This is a genomic window from Pseudomonas sp. LBUM1662, assembly GCF_059695915.1.
This window is the reverse complement of sequence record NZ_CP166793.1, coordinates 1,141,743-1,160,524: the sequence shown is the minus strand read 5'-3', so window position 1 is coordinate 1,160,524 and position 18,782 is coordinate 1,141,743. Positions and strand designations below refer to the sequence as shown.

Below are 18,782 nucleotides of genomic sequence, written 5' to 3'. Positions count from 1 at the left end.
TCAAAAGATCGCAGCCTCGTTTCACTCGACAGCTCCTACAAGGGTTTTGCATTCCCCTGTAGGAGCTGTCGAGTGAAACGAGGCTGCGATCTATGTTAATCAGTCGCCGTAGATGTCGGACTTGAAGTACTTCTCGGAAATTTTCTGGTATTCGCCACTCGCGCGAATGCCATCGATGGCCGTGTTCAGCTCGGCAACCAACTCGCTGTTACCCTTGCGCACCGCAATCCCGGCGCCCTCGCCCACGTACTTCGGATCCTTGAGCTCCGGCCCGACAAACGCATAGCCCTTGCCGCGCGGCATCGCCAGGAAGTCACTCAGCGGAATGGTGTCGGCAAAAATGGCGTCGAGACGACCGGCTGCCAGGTCCATGTAGATTTCTTCGTTGTTGCCGTAGCGCTTGACGTTGATGCCCTTCGGTTCAAAAACCTCGGTGGCGTAACGGTCGGTGGTGGTTGCGCGCTGCACGCCCACAGTCTTGCCCTTGAGGCTGGCGTACTGGTCATCCACGGCCGCGCCTTCCTTCATCACCAGACGCGATGAAGTGAAGTAATACTTGTGGGTAAAGTCGACCGACTTCTTGCGGTCTTCGTTGATGGTCATGGACGACAGCGCCATGTCGATTTTCTTCACTTTCAGGGAAGGAATCAGACCGTCGAATTCGCCTTCGACCCACACACACTTGACCTTCATCTGCGCGCACAGGGCATTGCCGATGTCGTAGTCGAAACCGACGATCTCGCCCTTGTCGGTCTTGGAGGCGAACGGCGGATAAGCGGCCTCGATGCCGATGCGCAGGGTTTTGTCAGCGGCGAACAGAGAACTGCACGCCAACAGGCTCAGCGCCAGACCGGTGATGAGGGGGAATTTCTTCATGTTCGTTCTCTCGCGGGTTGTTGTTGGTTTGGCAAGACAGAAGAAAGAGCTGAAACAGGGGGACACGCCTTTTTTGTACTTATAATTCCATACTGGACTTTTATGTATAAGCCGTCAATCGGGCCAAATGAAGATGTGCCGGCCGGTGGTCGGGCGGTGGGTCATTGGGATTTTTGGTGTTGCTGATGGCCTCTTCGCGGGCAAGCCTCGCTCCTACGGGTTTTCGTGTCGTTCACATAATGTGTGCTCGGCATAGAACCTGTAGGAGCGAGGCTTGCCCGCGAAGGCGTACTTGCAGACACCGCAGGAATCACTGCTTCCAGCGATCCGCCGCCGCATGATCGCTGTCACGCCCTTCTACCCAACGCGGGCCGTCACGGGTGTTTTCTTTCTTCCAGAACGGCGCACGGGTTTTCAGGTAGTCCATGACAAAGGCGCAGGCATCGAACGCAGCCTGGCGGTGCGCGCTTGCGGCACCGACGAAGACGATCGGTTCGCCCGGTTCCAGAGCGCCGATCCGGTGCAACACTTCCAGCTTGAGCAACGGCCAGCGCTGCTCGGCCTCGGCGGCAATCTTGCCAAGGGCCTTTTCAGTCATGCCCGGATAGTGTTCGAGAAACATCCCGGCAACATCAAGCCCGTCATTGAAGTCGCGCACATAACCGACAAAACTCACCACCGCGCCAACGCCGACATTGGCGGCGTGCATGGCGTTGACTTCAGCGCCCGGATCGAACGCCGTGGACTGCACGCGAATCGCCATGTCAGCCCCCGGTCACGGTCGGAAAGAACGCCACTTCATCACCGTCAGTCACCGGCTCGTCGAGCTGGCAAAGGTCCTCGTTGCGGGCGCACATCAGGTTCTGTTCGCTCAGCACCTCGGCACCGTCACGCTGTGCCAGCAGCGCACGCACATCGTCGACCGTGGCGAAATCGCCCTCAACCTTGACCGAGTCCACGCCAAGGGCCTCGCGGTAGCGGGCAAAAAACTTCACGGTGAGGTTCATGGCTGATCTGCCTGGAAATGGCCGCTCTTGCCGCCGAGTTTTTCCAGCAACCGCACGCTTTCGATGGTCATGCCACGGTCAACGGCCTTGCACATGTCGTAAATGGTTAGCGCAGCGACGCTGGCAGCGGTCAGGGCTTCCATCTCGACGCCGGTCTGCCCGGACAGTTTGCAACGCGCGACGATGCGCACGGTGTCGTCGCCCTCGGCACTGAGTTCGACCTTGACGCCGGTGAGCATCAGCGGATGGCACAGAGGAATCAGATCGCTGGTTTTCTTCGCTGCCTGGATGCCGGCGATGCGTGCCACGGCGAACACATCACCCTTGGGGTGACCGCCGCTGACGATCATCTGCAGGGTTTCGGGCAGCATGCGCACCAGCGCTTGGGCCGTCGCTTCACGGAACGTCACGGCTTTATCGGTGACGTCGACCATGTTGGCGCGACCTTGGGAATCGAGATGAGTCAGCACAGGGTTACTCCTGATCAGGAGCGGCGATTGTAAACCTGCGGGTCAACAATCCGCACGTTTGATTATCGGGTCACCAAAATCCCCTGTGGGAGCGGGCTTGCTCGCGAATGCGGTGTGTCAGTCGACATAGATACTGACTGTCAGACCGCATTCGCGAGCAAGCCCGCTCCCACATTTAATTTGTGTTGGGCATAAAAAACCGGGCGGCTTTTGGGGCCGCCCGGTTCTGGTGACGCGATTACAAATGCGATTCGGCGTATTCGGCCAGAATCGAACGTGGCACCCCTTGCAGGGTGATGTGTACACCGTTGGGGAAATCCTTGAAGCGTTCGGTCAGGTACGTCAGCCCGGAGCTGGTCGCGGACAGGTAAGGGGTGTCGATCTGCGCCAGGTTACCCAGGCACACCACTTTGGAACCGGCGCCGGCACGGGTGATGATGGTTTTCATCTGGTGCGGTGTCAGGTTCTGGCATTCATCGATCAAAATCAGACTCTGCTGGAAGCTGCGACCTCGGATGTAGTTGAGGGATTTGAACTGCAACGGCACTTTGCTGAGGATGTAATCGACGCTGCCATGGGTGTTTTCGTCATCCATGTGCAAGGCTTCGAGGTTGTCGGTGATGGCGCCCAGCCAAGGCTCCATTTTTTCCGCTTCGGTGCCGGGCAGGAAACCGATTTCCTGATCCAGGCCCTGCACGCTGCGCGTTGCGATGATCCGGCGGTAGCGCTTGCTGACCATGGTCTGCTCGATCGCCGCCGCCAGGGCGAGGATGGTTTTACCCGAGCCAGCGGCCCCGGTCAGGTTGACCAGGTGGATGTCCGGATCGAGCAAGGCGTACAGCGCCAGGCTTTGATAGATATCACGCGGTTTCAGGCCCCAGGCTTCCTGGTGCAACAGGGGTTCCTGATGCAGGTCGAGGATCAGCAGGCGGTCTTCCTCGATCTCCTTGATCCAGCCGACAAAACCTTGTTCGTCGATGATGAACTCATTGATATGCACGGCCGGCAGGTTGTCGATCAGCTGCACCTGATGCCAGGTGCGACCGTGGTCCTGACGGGTTTCGACATTCTTCACGCGATCCCAGAAGGAGCCGTCCATGTTGTGAAAACCATTGGGCAGCAGCGAGACGTCGTCAACCAGTTGGTCGGTGCTGTAGTCCTCGGCCGCGATCCCGCACGCCCGAGCCTTGAGGCGCATGTTGATGTCTTTGGTGACCAGCACCACGGGCAATTTTGGCTCGCGCGCATGCAGGTCAATCAACTGGTTAATGATGATGTTGTCGTTCAGGTGTTCCGGAAGAATGATGTTCGGCTCGGCACGCTTGCTCATCAGAATTGACAGCAAACCCTTTGGTCCGCTCTTGCCACGCTGGATCGGCACACCGAACTCGACGTCTTCAGGGCTGGCATCGCCCAACGTCTTGTCGATCAGGCGAATCGCCTGACGGCATTCCGCAGCCACGCTGTGATGCCCGCTCTTGAGCTTATCCAGCTCCTCAAGCACGGTCATCGGGATGGCAACATGGTGTTCTTCGAAGTTAAGAAGGGCGTTTGGATCGTGAATCAATACGTTGGTATCGAGTACATAAAGGATTGGCTGGTTGGAGGAAGAACTACGTCCGTGATCATCCATACTCGGTCACCTTTGTGGGAGCCATTCGACGCAATACCTTGGCGGTGCTGCGCCTCGAAGTGACTACCGAATTTCACCTGCTGGGACTCAAGTGAACTGCATCCATAGCGGGGTCTTGGGAGACGCCACCTGTGGTGCAGGTTTCGGCGGTCTGTCTTCGTAATACTCCAAAACCCATGACAGAAAAAAGTACTTTGACGCTTTTTTGAAGTTTATTTTTCAGAGTGACCAATAGCACTAGGCGGATGGCCATCACCCCGTTAAAGTCGGAAGTCCGCCTGCATCGAATTCTGCACAAAAATCACCCCACCCTGCCCTCTTCCCCAATGATTCCGGGCTTTTTACGGTTTCAGCGAAACGCGTCCTGACAGTCCTCCCAACCGATCCCGCTTTGCGCCGTTTGCGTGATGAGCCAGGGCATCGCCGTTTTCACCGCATCCTGCTTCACATTGAAGTTAATCACCCCGTGTCGCCACAGCAGCATCAGCGTCAGCACGCGCTGGGCGCTCGGGTTGCCCTTGAGCTTGCCGGCGCCGTCCTGGGCATCGATGTCCCACAGCGCCACCTGCAAACCCTGAGCCTTGAAGAAGCCTTCGGCATCGGAACGGCGCTGGCCATCGGGCGGACGAAACAGTGGTACGTAGTTCTCCGGCAGTTTGCTTTTGACCAGATCGACGCTACGGCGCACCGAATCCTGCCAGTCCTGCCAGTAGCTGTGGGAGCGAAACTCCCAGCCCTGGACGCCGATGCATTGCGTTGAATACGTCGCCTGCAGACTGGCCACCGAGCGCTCGGCCAGACGCGCCTGGATGTCTTTGCCCAGCACAAAGAACGTGCCGCTCATGTTCGACTTGCGCAGGTATTCCGTGACCCAGCCGGTGTTGTCCGGCATGACATTGGCGGCGCTGTCGAAGGTCAGTAAAAACAGCCGGTCATGCATCTCGTCGCCGTTGCGTTCATAGTCGCCAAAACGATCGACTTCGCTGCTGCTCTGTGGAAACAGTGCGGCCTTGCGCAATTGTTCGTCGAGATACTGGGCGTGGAACAACCGGCTCGGCTCCGACCACTTTATGTAGTAGCTGTCGTCGCTAACCTGAAACTTGGCCGCTTGCTGGCGCAGGGTGTCCATGTCCTCGACGAGGAAACAGAAGGAAGCGTCCTGATCGCAGCTCTGCTGGGCGAAGTTGTAGTTGGTGAGCAAGCGCTGCCACAGACGTTGGCGCAGGCTGTTGACGGCCTCCAGATTAATCTTGCGCAGCCCCAGGCGTTGGGCCAGGGCCGGTTCATCCAGAGACTCGCTGGCCAGCAGCACGCGCGCGAACATGAGGATTTCGGCGCGTGATGCCACGTCGAACAGCGTCGGGCTGCTGAGCTGCTCCGGCCAGGTGCTGCGATCAAGCGTCGCCACGTCACCCGGCGCCGCCATGGCACCGAAGCTCAAGAGCCACGCCGAAAATAGAAAAACGATACGCAAAGGGATGTCTCCATAACAAAACCCGCGCGGCACTATAGCTGATCCGGTGCTGTCCACGATCTGCTGTAGGAGCGAGGCTTGCCCGCGAAAGCGGTATATCAGTCTAATCATCAGTAACTGACACACCGCCTTCGCGGGCAAGCCTCGCTCCTACAAGGGTTTGTGCAAAACCGCCGATCACCTATGGACTTGATAGCTGGAGTCAACCGGTCCAACCCCCTAGAATCGCCCCCACGATTAAAGGAGACGACTTCATGCTGATGGTGATTTCCCCCGCCAAGACCCTCGACTACGAAACACCGCCGGCGACCCAGCGCTTTACCCAGCCGCAATACCTCGACCACTCCCAGGAGCTGATCATGCAGCTGCGCGACCTGACGCCAGCGCAGATCAGCGAGTTGATGCACGTCTCCGACAAGATCGGCGGCCTCAACGCCGCGCGTTTCGGCAGCTGGACGCCCGCGTTCACCCCGGAGAACGCCAAGCAGGCGTTGCTTGCATTCAAAGGCGACGTGTACACCGGGCTCAACGCGCAAACCTTCAGCGAAGCCGATTTCGATTACGCGCAACAACACTTGCGCATGCTCTCCGGCCTTTACGGCCTGCTGCGCCCGCTGGACCTGATGCAGCCGTATCGGCTGGAAATGGGCACCAAACTGGCGAATGCTCGGGGCAAGGATCTGTATGCGTTCTGGGGTACGCGGATCAGCGAATGGCTGAACGAAGCCCTGGCCGATCAGGGCGACGATGTATTGCTGAACCTGGCCTCCAACGAGTACTTCTCGTCGGTCAAACGCAGCGCCTTGAATGCACGCATCATTAATACCGATTTCAAGGACTTGAAGAACGGCCAATACACGATCATCAGTTTCTACGCGAAAAAAGCGCGGGGAATGATGAGCCGTTTTGTCATTGAAGAGCGCGTCAACGACCCGGCAGACCTCAAAAAATTTGACGTTCAAGGCTATCGGTACAGCGCCGAGCAGTCTAAACCGGACCATCTGGTGTTTCTGCGCGATCACGCGCCAGAGTAAGCTCCCGGTCGGCGCACGATCGCAAAAAATCGTCGTGCGCCGCCGTCTGATCGTCTAACAATCCCCCGCCTTATTCGTCGATTTCCTGACGCCAGAAATCCATCACTCTATTTTCTAACTTTAGTTTCACTCGACTTTGATGATTTTTTTCAGTAGTGGCACTGAAAATTTTTATCGGTAGTGGCACAAAACTATCGGAGCCGATAATAAGCCTATATATAAAGGGCCAAACGGTAAGTGCTATCAATATGAGAGCAGTGCCATCTTTCTCAATATTTCAAGAAATTTCAGAATTCGCGATGGGCGGACAGGAACTATGTCCAAATGCGTAGCTCATACCACCGGTAACGATTTTCTCAATGCATGTACGAGATAACTTACGCAGAGAAGAGTGTCACGTAGCGAAGTTGTCATATTAACTTCTGCAGACTGGGCCTCTGATTTGGGCAACACATAAAGGACAGGAGATAGGCTCATCAATATCCCCTTCAAGGCCAAGGCTGCGCCCCTATAAACGTGCTCATCTGAGCACCCAACCGCTTGATTTACGGGCTTCTTGCCTGGCTTTGAGCGCGCAAGACCTTTGCTCACGATCCTCTGATTAGAAGATCGGCTGCATAACAGGGCACATCAGAATAATAAGGCCTAGTTGCGCACATCTTGAGTGCACTTATTTAGACACTCGGAACTTTGTATGCCTGCACGCGGCACTGTGGCGCCTGTAAGCCGCACTTCCGAGTGCACTATACCGCTGAACACCATTAACTCCGGCCATGTAATGGCTTGATAAAACACAGAGGTAATTGCGATGCGCATCAGCATATTTGGTTTGGGTTACGTCGGCGCAGTCTGTGCCGGTTGCCTGTCTGCACGGGGCCATGACGTCGTAGGCGTCGATGTTGCCAAAGACAAAATCGATATGATCAACGCCGGTAAATCGCCGATCGTTGAACCGGGTCTGGGCGAACTTCTGAAGAAGGGCATCGAGACGGGCAAATTGCGCGGCACGACCAACTTCGCCGAGGCGATTCGCGACACCGATCTGTCGATGATCTGCGTCGGTACGCCGAGCAAGAAGAACGGCGACCTGGAACTGAACTACATCGAAGCCGTGTGCCGCGAGATCGGTTTTGTCCTGCGTGACAAGACCACCCGCCACACCATCGTGGTTCGCAGCACCGTTTTGCCGGGCACTGTCGCAAACGTTGTCATCCCGATCCTTGAAGACTGCTCCGGCAAGAAAGCCGGTGTTGATTTCGGCGTTGCAGTGAACCCTGAGTTCCTGCGTGAAAGCACCGCGATCGCCGACTACGACCTGCCACCGATGACCGTCATCGGCGAGTTCGACAAGGCTTCGGGCGACGTTCTGCAATCGCTGTACGAAGAGCTCGACGCACCGATCATCCGCAAGGACATCGCCGTTGCCGAGATGATCAAGTACACCTGCAACGTGTGGCACGCCACCAAAGTGACCTTCGCCAACGAGATCGGCAACATTGCCAAAGCGTGCGGCGTTGACGGTCGCGAAGTGATGGAAGTGGTCTGCCAGGACAAGACACTCAACCTGTCCCAGTACTACATGCGCCCAGGCTTCGCGTTCGGCGGCTCTTGCCTGCCCAAAGACGTGCGCGCCCTGACCTACCGCGCCGGTGCCCTGGACGTGGAATCGCCGCTGCTGAACTCACTGATGCGCAGCAACGAATCCCAGGTGCAGAACGCCTTCGACATCGTTTCCAGCCACGACAAACGCAAAGTCGCCCTGCTGGGCCTGAGCTTCAAGGCCGGCACCGATGACCTGCGCGAAAGCCCGCTGGTTGATCTGGCGGAAATGCTGATCGGCAAGGGTTACGACCTGAGCATCTACGACAGCAACGTCGAATACGCCCGTGTCCACGGCGCGAACAAGGATTACATCGAGTCGAAGATCCCTCACGTCTCGTCCTTGCTCAACGCTGACTTCGACGACGTCATCGCCAACTCCGACGTGATCATCCTCGGCAACCGTGACGAGAAATTCCGCGCCCTGGCGCAGAACGCTCCGCACGGCAAGCAAGTCGTCGACCTGGTCGGCTTCATGACCAAAGCCACCAGCGTCAGTGGCCGTACCGAAGGCATCTGCTGGTAACAAGCCGCTCCCTGTAGGAGCCAGGCTTGCCGGCGAACCAGGCAACGCGGTGTGTCAGGCACGCCGCCTTCGCGGGCAAGCCTCGCTCCTACGGTTTTTATGCCTGCCTTAACCCCATCGGGCCACCCCACAGGCTCGCCCGAGATAGAGACGGATGCAGATTATGCACAGGCTAAAGCACGGCCTACTTCAGGCCGCCGGTTGGCTGTTTTACCTAAGTTTATTGATGGGCATCGCCATGGCGTTGCCTGCGTCCACATTCGATTCCGATTCGAAGGATTTCATCTTCCTCATCGGTTTCATCGGCATCTGGCGCTACTCGATGGGCGCCACGCACTTTGTGCGCGGGATGCTGTTTCTGTACGTGGTCTACCCGCACCTGCGGCGCAAAGTGCGCAAGCTGGGTGACGCGGCAAACCCGTCCCATGTATTTCTGATGGTCACCAGCTTCCGTATCGACGCGCTGACCACCGCACAGGTCTACGCCTCCGTCATTCGCGAAGCGATCGACTGCGGCCTGCCGACCACCATGGTGTGTTCCATCGTGGAAATGTCCGATGAGAAGCTGGTGAAAAGCCTCTGGACGAAGATGAATCCGCCGGATCGGGTCAAGCTCGACTTCGTGCGCATTCCCGGCACCGGCAAGCGTGATGGCCTGGCCTACGGTTTCCGCGCAATCTCCCGCCACCTGCCGGACGACCGCGCCGTGGTGGCTGTGATCGATGGCGACACCGTGCTCGCTGAGGGCACCGTGCTCAAGACTGTGCCGTGGTTCCAGTTGTTCGGCAATGTCGGCGGCCTGACCACCAACGAGTTCTGCGAAGTGCGTGGCGGCTACATCATGAGCGAGTGGCACAAACTGCGCTTCGCCCAGCGCCACATCAACATGTGCTCGATGGCCCTGTCCAAGCGCGTACTGACCATGACCGGCCGGATGTCGGTGTTCCGCGCGACCGTGGTCACCAACCCGGACTTCATCGCCGACGTGGAAAGCGACTCGCTGCAACACTGGCGCCTGGGCCGCTTCAAGTTCCTGACCGGTGACGACAAGTCGAGCTGGTTCAGCCTGATGCGTCTGGGCTACGACACGTTCTACGTGCCCGACGCCGCGATCCACACCGTGGAACACCCGCCGGAAAAAAGCTTCATCAAGGCCAGTCGCAAACTGATGTTCCGCTGGTACGGCAACAACCTGCGCCAGAACGCCCGCGCCCTGGGCCTGGGGGTTAAACGCCTCGGCCTGTTCACCTCGGTGGTGCTGTTCGATCAGCGCGTGTCGATGTGGACCTCGCTGCTGGGCCTGACCGTCGCGCTGATCGCCAGCTTCAAGTACGGCACCGCGTTCATCCTCGTGTACCTGCTGTGGATCGGCATTACCCGTCTGATCCTGACCGTGCTGCTGTCGTTGTCCGGTCACCGGATCGGCCCGGCCTACCCGGCGATTCTCTATTACAACCAGATCGTCGGCGCGATGGTGAAGATCTACGTGTTCTTCCGCCTCGACCGACAGTCCTGGAGTCGCCAGCCCACTTCCCTGACCCGTGATCTCGCCAGCTTTCAAGGTTGGTTCAACACTTGGTCGTCTCGGACCATGACCTTCTCCGCCGGCAGCATTTTTGTTGCCGTGCTGCTGATGATGGTCTGACCGAACTCGCCTGAATTAACTAGGAAATCGCCCATATGAATACCGCCGTCAACGCCAACGTAGTGCATGAGTCAGAAGCCCAGCGCCAACACGCCCGAGTAAAAATTCCGGCCAAGCTGCGCTTCTTCGGTCCCGATCGGACCCCGATGGAAGCTCGAGTGATCGACCTCTCCGCTGGCGGTCTGGCCTTCAACGCCGGTCAACTGCCGCTGAAAATCGGCGACGTGTACAAGGCTCGCCTGCAATTTGTCATCGATAACCTCGGCCTGGCCATGGACGTGGAGCTGCAAGTGCGCTCCTTCGACCGCCCGACCGGTCGTGTCGGTTGCCAGTTCCAGAACCTGGAACCCCAAGACATCTCGACCCTGCGCCACCTGATCACCTCGCACCTGGCCGGCGACATCGTCAGCATGGGTGAAGTGCTGGCCACCCTGCAGCGCGACAACTTCACCAAGGCGCGCAAGATGAAGGACGGCGGCCACGGCATGAGCGCGTTCGGTCGTCTGCGTGCAGTGACCTTCAGCCTGGCGATTTTCCTCGTCGGTCTGGCGGCGTTCGGTTTCATCTTCAAGTCGGTGTACGGCATGTACTTCGTCAGCCACGCCCAGGCTGGCCTGGTCAGCGTGCCGGGGATGAACATCACCATGCCGCGCGACGGCACCGTGCAGAGCCTGATCAAGGCTGACGGCGTTGCCGCCAAAGGCGCTCCGCTCGCGACGTTCAGCACCAGCATGCTCGATGTACTCAAGGGCCACCTTGACGACAATCAACTGCAACCGGCCAAGGTTGAAGAGCTGTTCGGCAAGCAAATGACCGGCACCCTGACCTCGCCGTGCGATTGCACCGTGGCTCAGCAACTGGTCGCCAACGGTCAGTACGCCAGCAAGGGCGACGTGATCTTCCAACTGGTGCCGCGTAACAGCGAAGCCAACGTTGAAGCACGCTTCACCTATCGCCAGTTCGGTGATGTGCTGCCAGGCAGCGCAGTCAGCTTCCAGATCGCCGGTGAAGACACCACCCGCAGCGGCAAGATCGTCAGCAGCACCAGCCTGAAAAGCGCCGACCTTTCCTCCGACATCCGCGTGCTGATCCAGCCGGACGAGCCGCTGGACAGCAAGTTCGCCGGTCGCCCGGTTGAAGTCAACGCCACCCGTGGTCCGAACCTGAACTGGCTGATCGACAAAGCCATGGCTTCCGGTCTTTAAGTCGAGGACATGCCTGTGACTATCTCAAAAATCTTGAACGCACCGCACACCTTGTGGGAGCGGGCTTGCTCGCGAAGGGATCAGCTCGGTATGTCTGATGCACCGCAGCGCCTGCTTCGCGAGCAAGCCCGCTCCCACATGGGCCCACTGTGTGCAATCGCCCTGGCCGTAAGCCTCGCCGGCTGCGTCGGCCTGCCCGACCAGCGTCTGGCCAACGAAGCCCTCAAGCGCGGCGACACCGCGCTGGCGGCGCAGAACTATCAGCAACTGGCAGACCTGGGTTACAGCGAAGCGCAAGTTGGCCTCGCCGATATCCAGGTCGACAGCCGTGACCCGGCACAAATCAAACAGGCCGAGGCGACTTACCGCGCCGCGGCCAGCGTTTCGCCGCGGGCCCAGGCTCGCCTCGGTCGCCTGCTGGTGGCCAAGCCGGGTTCCACCGAAGCCGAACAGCACGAAGCCGAAGGCCTGCTGAAGAAAGCCTCGGCCGCTGGCGAAGGCAACACCCTGATCCCGCTGGCGATGCTGTACCTGCAATACCCGCACAGTTTCCCGAACGTCAACGCCCAGCAACAGATCAGCCAATGGCGCGCCGAAGGCAAACCGGAAGCGGGCCTGGCCCAAGTGCTGCTCTATCGCACCCAGGGCACTTACGACCAGCACCTGGACGAAGTGGAAACCATCTGCAAGGCCGCGCTGAACACCACCGACATCTGCTACGTCGAACTGGCCACGGTCTATCAGAAACAGGCCAAGCCTGAGCAACAGGCCGAGCTGATCAAGCAGATGCAAGCCGCTCATGCTCGCGGCACTGTGACTGCTCAACGGGTGGACAGCGTCGCTCGTGTATTGGGTGATGCAAGCCTGGGCAAGACCGACGAGAAAACCGCTCAGACGCTGCTCGAAAGCATCGCTCCGGGCTACCCCGCGTCCTGGGTCAGCCTCGCGCAATTGCTCTACGACTTCCCGGAACTGGGCGACGTCGACACGATGATGAAGTACCTGGACAACGGTCGCGCCGCTGATCAGCCGCGTGCCGAACTGTTGCTGGGCAAGCTCTACTACGAAGGCAAAATGGTCCCGGCCGACGCGAAGCTCGCCGAAGAACACTTCAAGAAAGCCGTCGACAGAGAAGTGGCCGCCGATTACTACCTCGGCCAGATCTACCGTCGCGGTTACCTGGGCAAGGTCTATTCGCAGAAAGCGCTGGACCACCTGCTCAAGGCGGCGCGCAACGGCCAGAACAGCGCCGACTTCGCCATTGCCCAACTGTTTTCCCAAGGCAAGGGCACCAAGCCCGACCCGCTTAACGCTTACGTCTTCAGCCAATTGGCCAAGGCGCAGAACACCCCGCAAGCCACCGAGCTTGCACAAACACTTGAAGCGCAACTGCCGCCTGCCCAGCTCGCCGAGGCCCAACGCCTGTTGAAACAAGAACAGGCCGTTCGTGGTGCCTTGAGCCAGAACACGCTGGAACTGCACGCCCTGCAAGAAGAAGACGGCGAGGAATCCCTATGAAGTTGAATCCATTCGTGAAGGCCGGTATCGGCCTGTCATTCGCCCTCTTGTGGTCGTGCCCGACCCTGGCGGCACTGACCGAAACCCAGAACTACGGCCTTGACGTGAAAGTCACTGCCCAGTCCGAAGACGATACCGATCTGGGTACGCAGAGCGGCGGCGACGTCAACGGCGTCGGCCTCGATTTGCGTCCGTGGGTTTATGGCGAGAGCGGCGCGTGGAGCGCCTACGCCATGGGCCAGGCCGTGACGTCTACCGACATCATCGAAACCGATACCCTGCAGCAGTCCGACAGTGACGGCACCCAGGCCACCGACAACGGTGACCGCAAGACCAAGAAAAATTATCTGGCGATGCGCGAGTTCTGGGTCGGCTACAGCGGCCTCACGCCGTACCCCGGCGAGATGCTCAAGCTCGGTCGTCAACGCCTGCACAACGACGACGGCCAATGGCGCGACACCAACATCGAAGCCCTGAACTGGACCTTCGACACCACCCTGTTGCGCGCCAACGCCGGTGTCGCCGAACGCTTCAGCGAATACCGCACCGACCTCACCGAGCTGGCGCCGAAAGACAAGGATCGCCTGCACGCCTACGCTGATGCAGCGTATCAGTGGACCCCGGGCAACTGGGTCGGCATTCGCGGTCATCACACCCACGATGACGGCAAACTTGATTACGCGCAGCCGGGCGTTCCCGCCGATTCCCTGGACAAGAAACAGAATGGCGACATCAGCTGGCTCGGCCTTACCGCCGACAGCGATGCCTACAACTGGCGCAACACCAACACCGTCAACTACTGGGGCAGCGTCACTGGCATGAGCGGCGACCGCGACAAGGTCAACCCGCTGAACGCCGACGGCACCGCGCCGGCCCAACCCAAGACCAGCGGCGACGTCGACGGCTGGGCCACCGACCTGGGCGTGCGCCTGCGCCTCGATCCGCAATGGCAAGTCGGTGCAGCCTATGCCCGCGCCAGCGCCGATTACGAACAGAACGGCCTGGAAAGCAACCGCTCGAACTACACCGGTACGCGCTCGCGTGTTCACCGTTTCGGCGAAGCCTTTCGCGGCGAAATGCAAAACATGCAGTCCGCCACCCTGTTCGGTTCGTGGATGCTCAACGACGAATACGACGCCAGCCTGATCTACCACAAATTCTGGCGTGTCGACGGCAACAAGCCGGTCGGGAGCAACGGCATCAACGCCGTTGAAAACAACACCGACGACGGCACCGGCGCGATTCTGTCCAGCACGTCCCTGCCGCTGGAAGATGGCAGCAAAGACCTCGGCCAGGAAATGGACGTGGTCGTCACCAAGTACTTCAAGCAAGGCCTGCTACCGGCCTCCCTGAGTCAGTCGATCGATGAGCCTTCGGCCCTCGTGCGTTTGCGTGGCGGTGTGTTCAAGCCGGGCGATGCGTATGGCAAAGGTGTCGATTCGTACATGCACCGCGCGTTTATCGACGTGATCTGGCGCTTCTGATGCGAACCGCGAAGGGAGTTCCTGACATGAACAGTCCGAAGAGAGGCTCGTTGACCTTGCTGGCCGGCGCGATGCTGCTGGCCAGCTCGGTGGCCCTCGCCTCGGTGGAGCCGGTCGCGCCTGCGCAGAAAGGGCAGCCGGCGACCATCGCCAAAGGCCTGCAACAGGCCAAGACCTACACCGTCAGCAGCGCGCCGACCGCGCCGCTGGAACTGGCTGCGCCGAAACTGCCGGATACCTCCGGCTACACCGCCGAAGCCATCGCCGCGAAAATCGTGCGCACCAAGGCCGGCAAGATCAGCGTGCGCCGGATGATGCAGGAAGACGCGCTGAAGGACTTCATCGGCGGCGACAACAAGATGGCTGAATGGGTGGTGCGTCAGCACGGCATCCCGCAGGCGATCTTCGTCGACGACGGCTACATGAACCTCAAGGACCTGGCCAAGAAAGTACCCAAACAGTACTTCAGCGAAACCTCGCCGGGCGTGTTCCTGGCGAAGTTGCCGATCGTGGTCGGCAGAAACGGCATTCTGGAAATCGACAAGCAGACCCAGGAATTGCGCCTGTCGCAAGAGGCCGGTTCGTTCCTGGTCAACGACGGCCAGCTGTTCGTGCGTGACACCAAAATCACTGGCTGGAGCGAGAAGGTAAACGGCCCGGCGGCCTTCAAGTCGCCCAAGGAATTCCGTCCGTTCCTGCTGTCCTGGGGCGGCACCGAAACCTACATCGCCAACAGCAAGATCGCCAGTTTCGGCTACGCCAACAGTAAGTCCTACGGCGTGAGTATTTCCCAATACACGCCGAACATGGCCAAGGTGCTCAAGCGTCCTGAACCGACTGGCTGGATCGTCGGCTCCGAGTTCTCGGACATGTGGTACGGCTTCTACTGCTACGAAGCCCGCGACTTCGTGGTCAAGGGCAACACCTACAAAGACAACATCGTCTACGGCATTGACCCGCATGACCGTTCCCACGGTCTGATCATCGCCGACAACACCGTTTACGGGACCAAGAAAAAGCACGGGATCATTATTTCCCGTGAGGTCAACGACAGCTTCATCTTCAACAACCGCAGCTACGACAACAAGTTGTCGGGCCTGGTGATCGACCGTAACAGCGTCAACAACCTGATCGCCTACAACGAGATCTACAAGAACCACACCGACGGCATCACCCTCTACGAGAGTGGCGACAATCTGATCTACGGCAACAAGGTGATCAGCAACCGTCGCCACGGCATTCGTATTCGTAACAGCGTGAACATCCGCCTCTACGAAAACCTCGCCATGGCCAACGGCCTGACCGGTGTTTACGGCCACATCAAGGACCTGAGCGACACCGACCGGGACATCAAGCTCGACCCGTTCGACGCCCAGGTGTCGCTGATCATCGTCGGCGGCGAACTGGCCGGCAACGGCAGCGGACCGCTGTCCATCGACTCGCCGCTGAGCGTCGAGTTGTATCGCGTGTCCATGCTCGCGCCGACCAAATCCAGTGGCATCAGCTTCAACGGGATTCTTGGCGAGCGCCAGGATGAAATTCTCGACCTGCTGGTGCGCCAGCAGAAAGCCGTGCTGATCGACCCTGTCGAACGCCAGACCGAAATGCAGGACTGAGGATAATTTTATGCACCCACACTTGATCAAATTACTCAGCCTGTCGGCCCTGACCGCCGGCATTCTCGCGGCCAGCGCCGGCGTTCGGGCCGATGAAATCCAGGCACCGAAATTCAGCGCCGAACCGTGCTGCAACCTGTGCCCCGAAGCCCACGACGCGAAGAACTACACCACGCGCTATCAGCAGAACTTCACCACGCTGGTGCAGGCCCAGGGCGACTGGCTGTTCCGTACACAGGAAGACTTGCGCACCGAATTCGACACCTCACCCGCCGGCTACAAACGCATGAAAGAGCTGCACGATGCGTTCAAGAGCAAAGGCATCGAACTGGTCGTCGTTTACCAGCCGACCCGTGGTCTGGTGAACCGCAACAAGCTCAATCCTGAAGACAAAGCCAAGTTCGATTTCGACAAGGCGCTGAAGAACTACAAGACCATGCTCGGTCGTTTCGAGCAGATGGGCTACACCGTGCCGGACCTGTCGCCGCTGACCAACGAGTCGCTGCCTGACACCCTGCCGGCCCACGATTTCTACTTCCAGGGCGACCAACACTGGACGCCGTATGGCGCACAGCGCACGGCGAAAATCGTCGGTGAGCAAATCAAGAAAATGCCGGCCTTTGCCGACGTGCCCAAGCGCGAATTCGAGAGCCATAAGTCGGGTCGCATGGGCAAGACCGGAACATTACACAACATGGCCGGTCAACTCTGTGGCACCAGCTACGCGATCCAGTACATGGATCAGTTCACCACCGAGCCAAAGGGCGAAGCCGCCGACGGCGACTTGTTCAGTGACTCCGGCAATCCAGAGATCACCCTGGTCGGCACCAGCCACAGTGGCAAGAACTACAACTTCGCCGGTTTCCTCGAAGAGGCCATCGGCGCCGACATCCTCAACGTGGCGTTCCCCGGCGGTGGCCTGGAAGGTTCGATGCTGCAGTACCTGGGCAGCGAAGAGTTCCAGACCAAGCCGCCGAAGATTCTGATCTGGGAATTCTCGCCGCTCTATCGCCTCGACCAGGAAACCATCTACCGCCAGATGATGGCGCTGCTGGACAACGGTTGCGAAGGAAAGGATGCACAGATGACCGGCAGCACCACGTTGAAACCGGGCAAGAACGAATTAATGGTCAATAGCAAGAACCTGAACCTGCAAAACGGCAGTCACCAGGTCGACATCCAGTTCGCCGATGCGTCGGTGAAAGTCCTGCAAGCCACCCTCTGGTACATGAACGGTCGCCACGAGGACATCAAAATCGAAAAACCGGAAACTTCCGACACCGACGGGCGCTTTGCCTTTGAGTTGCGTACGGACGAAGACTGGGCCACGCAAAATCTGCTGGCCGTCGAAATCCAGGGCCCTGAAGCAGGTGCCACGCCACAGAAAGTCGAAGCGAAAATCTGCAAACGCAATGTATTCCCTGGCGCTGGGCAGCGTACCGCTCAAGCCGGGCAATGAGGCAACCTCTTATGACATGCATGCAAACCCGAACTTTGAAAAGATTACTCGCACCGTCACTGCTGACGCTGGCCATGTTCGCCGGCGCGACCCAGGCCGCCGCGCCACTGCGCCCGCCACAGGGCTACTTCGCGCCGATTGAAAAAGTCAAAACCGGCGACAAGAGCGAAGGCTGTGACGCGATGCCAACGCCGTACACCGGCTCGCTGCAATTTCGCAGCAAGTACGAAGGCTCCGACAAGGCCCGTTCGACCCTGAACGAAGCCTCGGAAAAAGCCTTCCGCGAGACCACCGCAGACATCACCAAGATTGAGCGCGGCACCAGCAAGCGCGTGATGCAGTACATGCGTGATGGTCGTCCGGAACAACTGGAATGCACCCTGAACTGGTTGACCGCATGGGCCAAGGCCGATGCGTTGATGTCCAAGGACTTCAACCACACCGGCAAGTCCATGCGCAAATGGGCGTTGGGCAGCATGGCCTCGGCGTACATTCGCCTGAAGTTCTCCGACTCGCACCCGTTGGCCAACCATCAGCAAGAGTCGCAGTTGATCGAAGCCTGGTTCAGCAAAATGGCCGATCAGGTGGTCAGCGATTGGGACAACCTGCCGCTGGAAAAAACCAACAACCACTCCTACTGGTCCGCCTGGTCGGTGATGGCAACGTCCATCGCCACCAACCGTCGCGACCTGTTCGACTGGTCGGTGAAGGAATACAAAGTCGGCGCCAATCAGGTTGACGCCGAAGGTTTCCTGCCCAACGAACTGAAGCGCCAGCAACGCGCCCTCGCCTATCACAACTACGCCCTGCCACCGCTGTCGATGATCGCCAGTTTTGCCTTGGTCAACGGTGTGGATCTGCGTCAGGAAAACAACGGCGCGCTGAAACGCTTGGGTGATCGAGTGCTGTCGGGGGTTAAAGACCCGGACGAATTCGAGAAAAAGAACGGTAAGGAACAGGACATGACCGACCTCAAGGTCGACTCGAAATTCGCCTGGCTGGAACCGTTCTGCACGCTCTACACCTGCTCGCCGGATGTGCTCGAGAAAAAACACGAGATGCAGCCGTTCAAGACCTTCCGCCTCGGGGGTGACCTGACCAAGGTCTACGACCCGGCCAACGAGAAAGGCAAAAAAGGTTCCTAGAACCAAACGCAAATCCCCTGTGGGAGCGGGCTTGCTCGCGAATGCGGTCTGACATTCAACATTGTTGTCGACTGACACACCGCTTTCGCGA

At 58.9% G+C, this 18,782-nt stretch carries 15 protein-coding genes; 9 read left to right on the top strand and 6 right to left on the bottom strand.

Annotated features, from left to right (window positions below):
* Positions 1–99: 99 nt before the first annotated feature.
* From ACA049_RS05030 to ACA049_RS05005, 6 genes are all read right to left on the bottom strand, one after another.
* On the bottom strand, positions 100–876 hold the full coding sequence (locus tag ACA049_RS05030) for an ABC transporter substrate-binding protein (RefSeq protein ID WP_497333604.1): 777 nt from the start codon (positions 874–876) through the stop codon (positions 100–102).
* A 310-nt stretch (positions 877–1,186) separates the two neighbouring features.
* The gene (gene moaE, locus ACA049_RS05025) at positions 1,187–1,639 is read right to left on the bottom strand and encodes a molybdopterin synthase catalytic subunit MoaE (protein ID WP_497333602.1); all 453 of its coding nucleotides are present in this window, start codon (positions 1,637–1,639) and stop codon (positions 1,187–1,189) included.
* A gap of 1 nt (position 1,640) precedes the next feature.
* On the bottom strand, positions 1,641–1,883 hold the full coding sequence (gene moaD / locus ACA049_RS05020; protein ID WP_123451855.1) for a molybdopterin converting factor subunit 1: 243 nt from the start codon (positions 1,881–1,883) through the stop codon (positions 1,641–1,643).
* Positions 1,880–2,353 (bottom strand): cyclic pyranopterin monophosphate synthase MoaC, encoded by a 474-nt coding sequence (moaC, locus tag ACA049_RS05015; protein ID WP_253436675.1) that lies wholly within the window; start codon positions 2,351–2,353, stop codon positions 1,880–1,882. The genes moaD and moaC overlap by 4 nt, the downstream gene beginning before the upstream one ends.
* Positions 2,354–2,591: 238 nt before the next feature.
* Positions 2,592–3,986 carry a PhoH family protein gene (locus ACA049_RS05010; protein ID WP_497333599.1) on the bottom strand — a complete coding sequence of 465 codons (1,395 nt, stop codon included), beginning with the start codon at positions 3,984–3,986 and terminating at the stop codon, positions 2,592–2,594.
* Between the two features lie 349 nt (positions 3,987–4,335).
* Positions 4,336–5,460: a polysaccharide deacetylase family protein gene (locus tag ACA049_RS05005; RefSeq protein WP_497333597.1), complete on the bottom strand. Its 1,125-nt coding sequence runs from the start codon at positions 5,458–5,460 to the stop codon at positions 4,336–4,338.
* 254 nt (positions 5,461–5,714) lie between these two features.
* Between ACA049_RS05005 and yaaA the strand changes: the two genes are divergently transcribed.
* The 9 genes from yaaA to ACA049_RS04960 all read left to right on the top strand — a co-directional run bounded on the left by yaaA (position 5,715) and on the right by ACA049_RS04960 (position 18,691).
* The gene (gene yaaA, locus ACA049_RS05000; protein ID WP_497333595.1) at positions 5,715–6,494 is read left to right on the top strand and encodes a peroxide stress protein YaaA; all 780 of its coding nucleotides are present in this window, start codon (positions 5,715–5,717) and stop codon (positions 6,492–6,494) included.
* 808 nt (positions 6,495–7,302) lie between these two features.
* A complete protein-coding gene (locus ACA049_RS04995; RefSeq protein WP_497333593.1) occupies positions 7,303–8,619 on the top strand; it encodes a nucleotide sugar dehydrogenase in 1,317 nt (438 codons plus the stop codon).
* 163 nt (positions 8,620–8,782) lie between these two features.
* Positions 8,783–10,264, top strand: coding sequence for a mannuronan synthase (alg8, locus tag ACA049_RS04990; protein WP_497315735.1), 1,482 nt, complete (start codon positions 8,783–8,785; stop codon positions 10,262–10,264).
* 35 nt (positions 10,265–10,299) lie between these two features.
* Positions 10,300–11,469, top strand: coding sequence for a PilZ domain-containing protein (locus tag ACA049_RS04985; protein ID WP_497333591.1), 1,170 nt, complete (start codon positions 10,300–10,302; stop codon positions 11,467–11,469).
* A 90-nt stretch (positions 11,470–11,559) separates the two neighbouring features.
* Positions 11,560–12,987, top strand: coding sequence for an alginate biosynthesis TPR repeat lipoprotein AlgK (gene algK / locus ACA049_RS04980; RefSeq protein WP_497333589.1), 1,428 nt, complete (start codon positions 11,560–11,562; stop codon positions 12,985–12,987).
* Positions 12,984–14,471, top strand: coding sequence for an alginate export family protein (locus tag ACA049_RS04975; RefSeq protein ID WP_497333587.1), 1,488 nt, complete (start codon positions 12,984–12,986; stop codon positions 14,469–14,471). Before algK ends, ACA049_RS04975 begins: the two co-directional genes overlap by 4 nt.
* 26 nt (positions 14,472–14,497) lie before the next feature.
* The gene (gene algG, locus ACA049_RS04970; RefSeq protein WP_497333585.1) at positions 14,498–16,087 is read left to right on the top strand and encodes a mannuronan 5-epimerase AlgG; all 1,590 of its coding nucleotides are present in this window, start codon (positions 14,498–14,500) and stop codon (positions 16,085–16,087) included.
* Positions 16,088–16,097: 10 nt separating this feature from the next.
* A complete protein-coding gene (locus ACA049_RS04965) occupies positions 16,098–17,546 on the top strand; it encodes an alginate O-acetyltransferase (RefSeq protein WP_497333583.1) in 1,449 nt (482 codons plus the stop codon).
* A gap of 11 nt (positions 17,547–17,557) precedes the next feature.
* Positions 17,558–18,691 carry a mannuronate-specific alginate lyase gene (locus ACA049_RS04960; protein ID WP_497333581.1) on the top strand — a complete coding sequence of 378 codons (1,134 nt, stop codon included), beginning with the start codon at positions 17,558–17,560 and terminating at the stop codon, positions 18,689–18,691.
* Positions 18,692–18,782: the final 91 nt, after the last annotated feature.

Coding starts and splice junctions, on each gene's coding strand:
- yaaA (WP_497333595.1), top strand. CDS start 5,715: ATGCTGATGGTGATTTCCCCCGCCAAGACCCTCGACTACGAAACACCG.
- algK (WP_497333589.1), top strand. CDS start 11,560: ATGTCTGATGCACCGCAGCGCCTGCTTCGCGAGCAAGCCCGCTCCCAC.
- alg8 (WP_497315735.1), top strand. CDS start 8,783: ATGCACAGGCTAAAGCACGGCCTACTTCAGGCCGCCGGTTGGCTGTTT.
- ACA049_RS04975 (WP_497333587.1), top strand. CDS start 12,984: ATGAAGTTGAATCCATTCGTGAAGGCCGGTATCGGCCTGTCATTCGCC.
- ACA049_RS04985 (WP_497333591.1), top strand. CDS start 10,300: ATGAATACCGCCGTCAACGCCAACGTAGTGCATGAGTCAGAAGCCCAG.
- ACA049_RS04960 (WP_497333581.1), top strand. CDS start 17,558: ATGACATGCATGCAAACCCGAACTTTGAAAAGATTACTCGCACCGTCA.
- ACA049_RS05010 (WP_497333599.1), bottom strand. CDS start 3,986: ATGGATGATCACGGACGTAGTTCTTCCTCCAACCAGCCAATCCTTTAT.
- algG (WP_497333585.1), top strand. CDS start 14,498: ATGAACAGTCCGAAGAGAGGCTCGTTGACCTTGCTGGCCGGCGCGATG.
- moaD (WP_123451855.1), bottom strand. CDS start 1,883: ATGAACCTCACCGTGAAGTTTTTTGCCCGCTACCGCGAGGCCCTTGGC.
- ACA049_RS05030 (WP_497333604.1), bottom strand. CDS start 876: ATGAAGAAATTCCCCCTCATCACCGGTCTGGCGCTGAGCCTGTTGGCG.
- ACA049_RS04965 (WP_497333583.1), top strand. CDS start 16,098: ATGCACCCACACTTGATCAAATTACTCAGCCTGTCGGCCCTGACCGCC.
- ACA049_RS04995 (WP_497333593.1), top strand. CDS start 7,303: ATGCGCATCAGCATATTTGGTTTGGGTTACGTCGGCGCAGTCTGTGCC.
- moaE (WP_497333602.1), bottom strand. CDS start 1,639: ATGGCGATTCGCGTGCAGTCCACGGCGTTCGATCCGGGCGCTGAAGTC.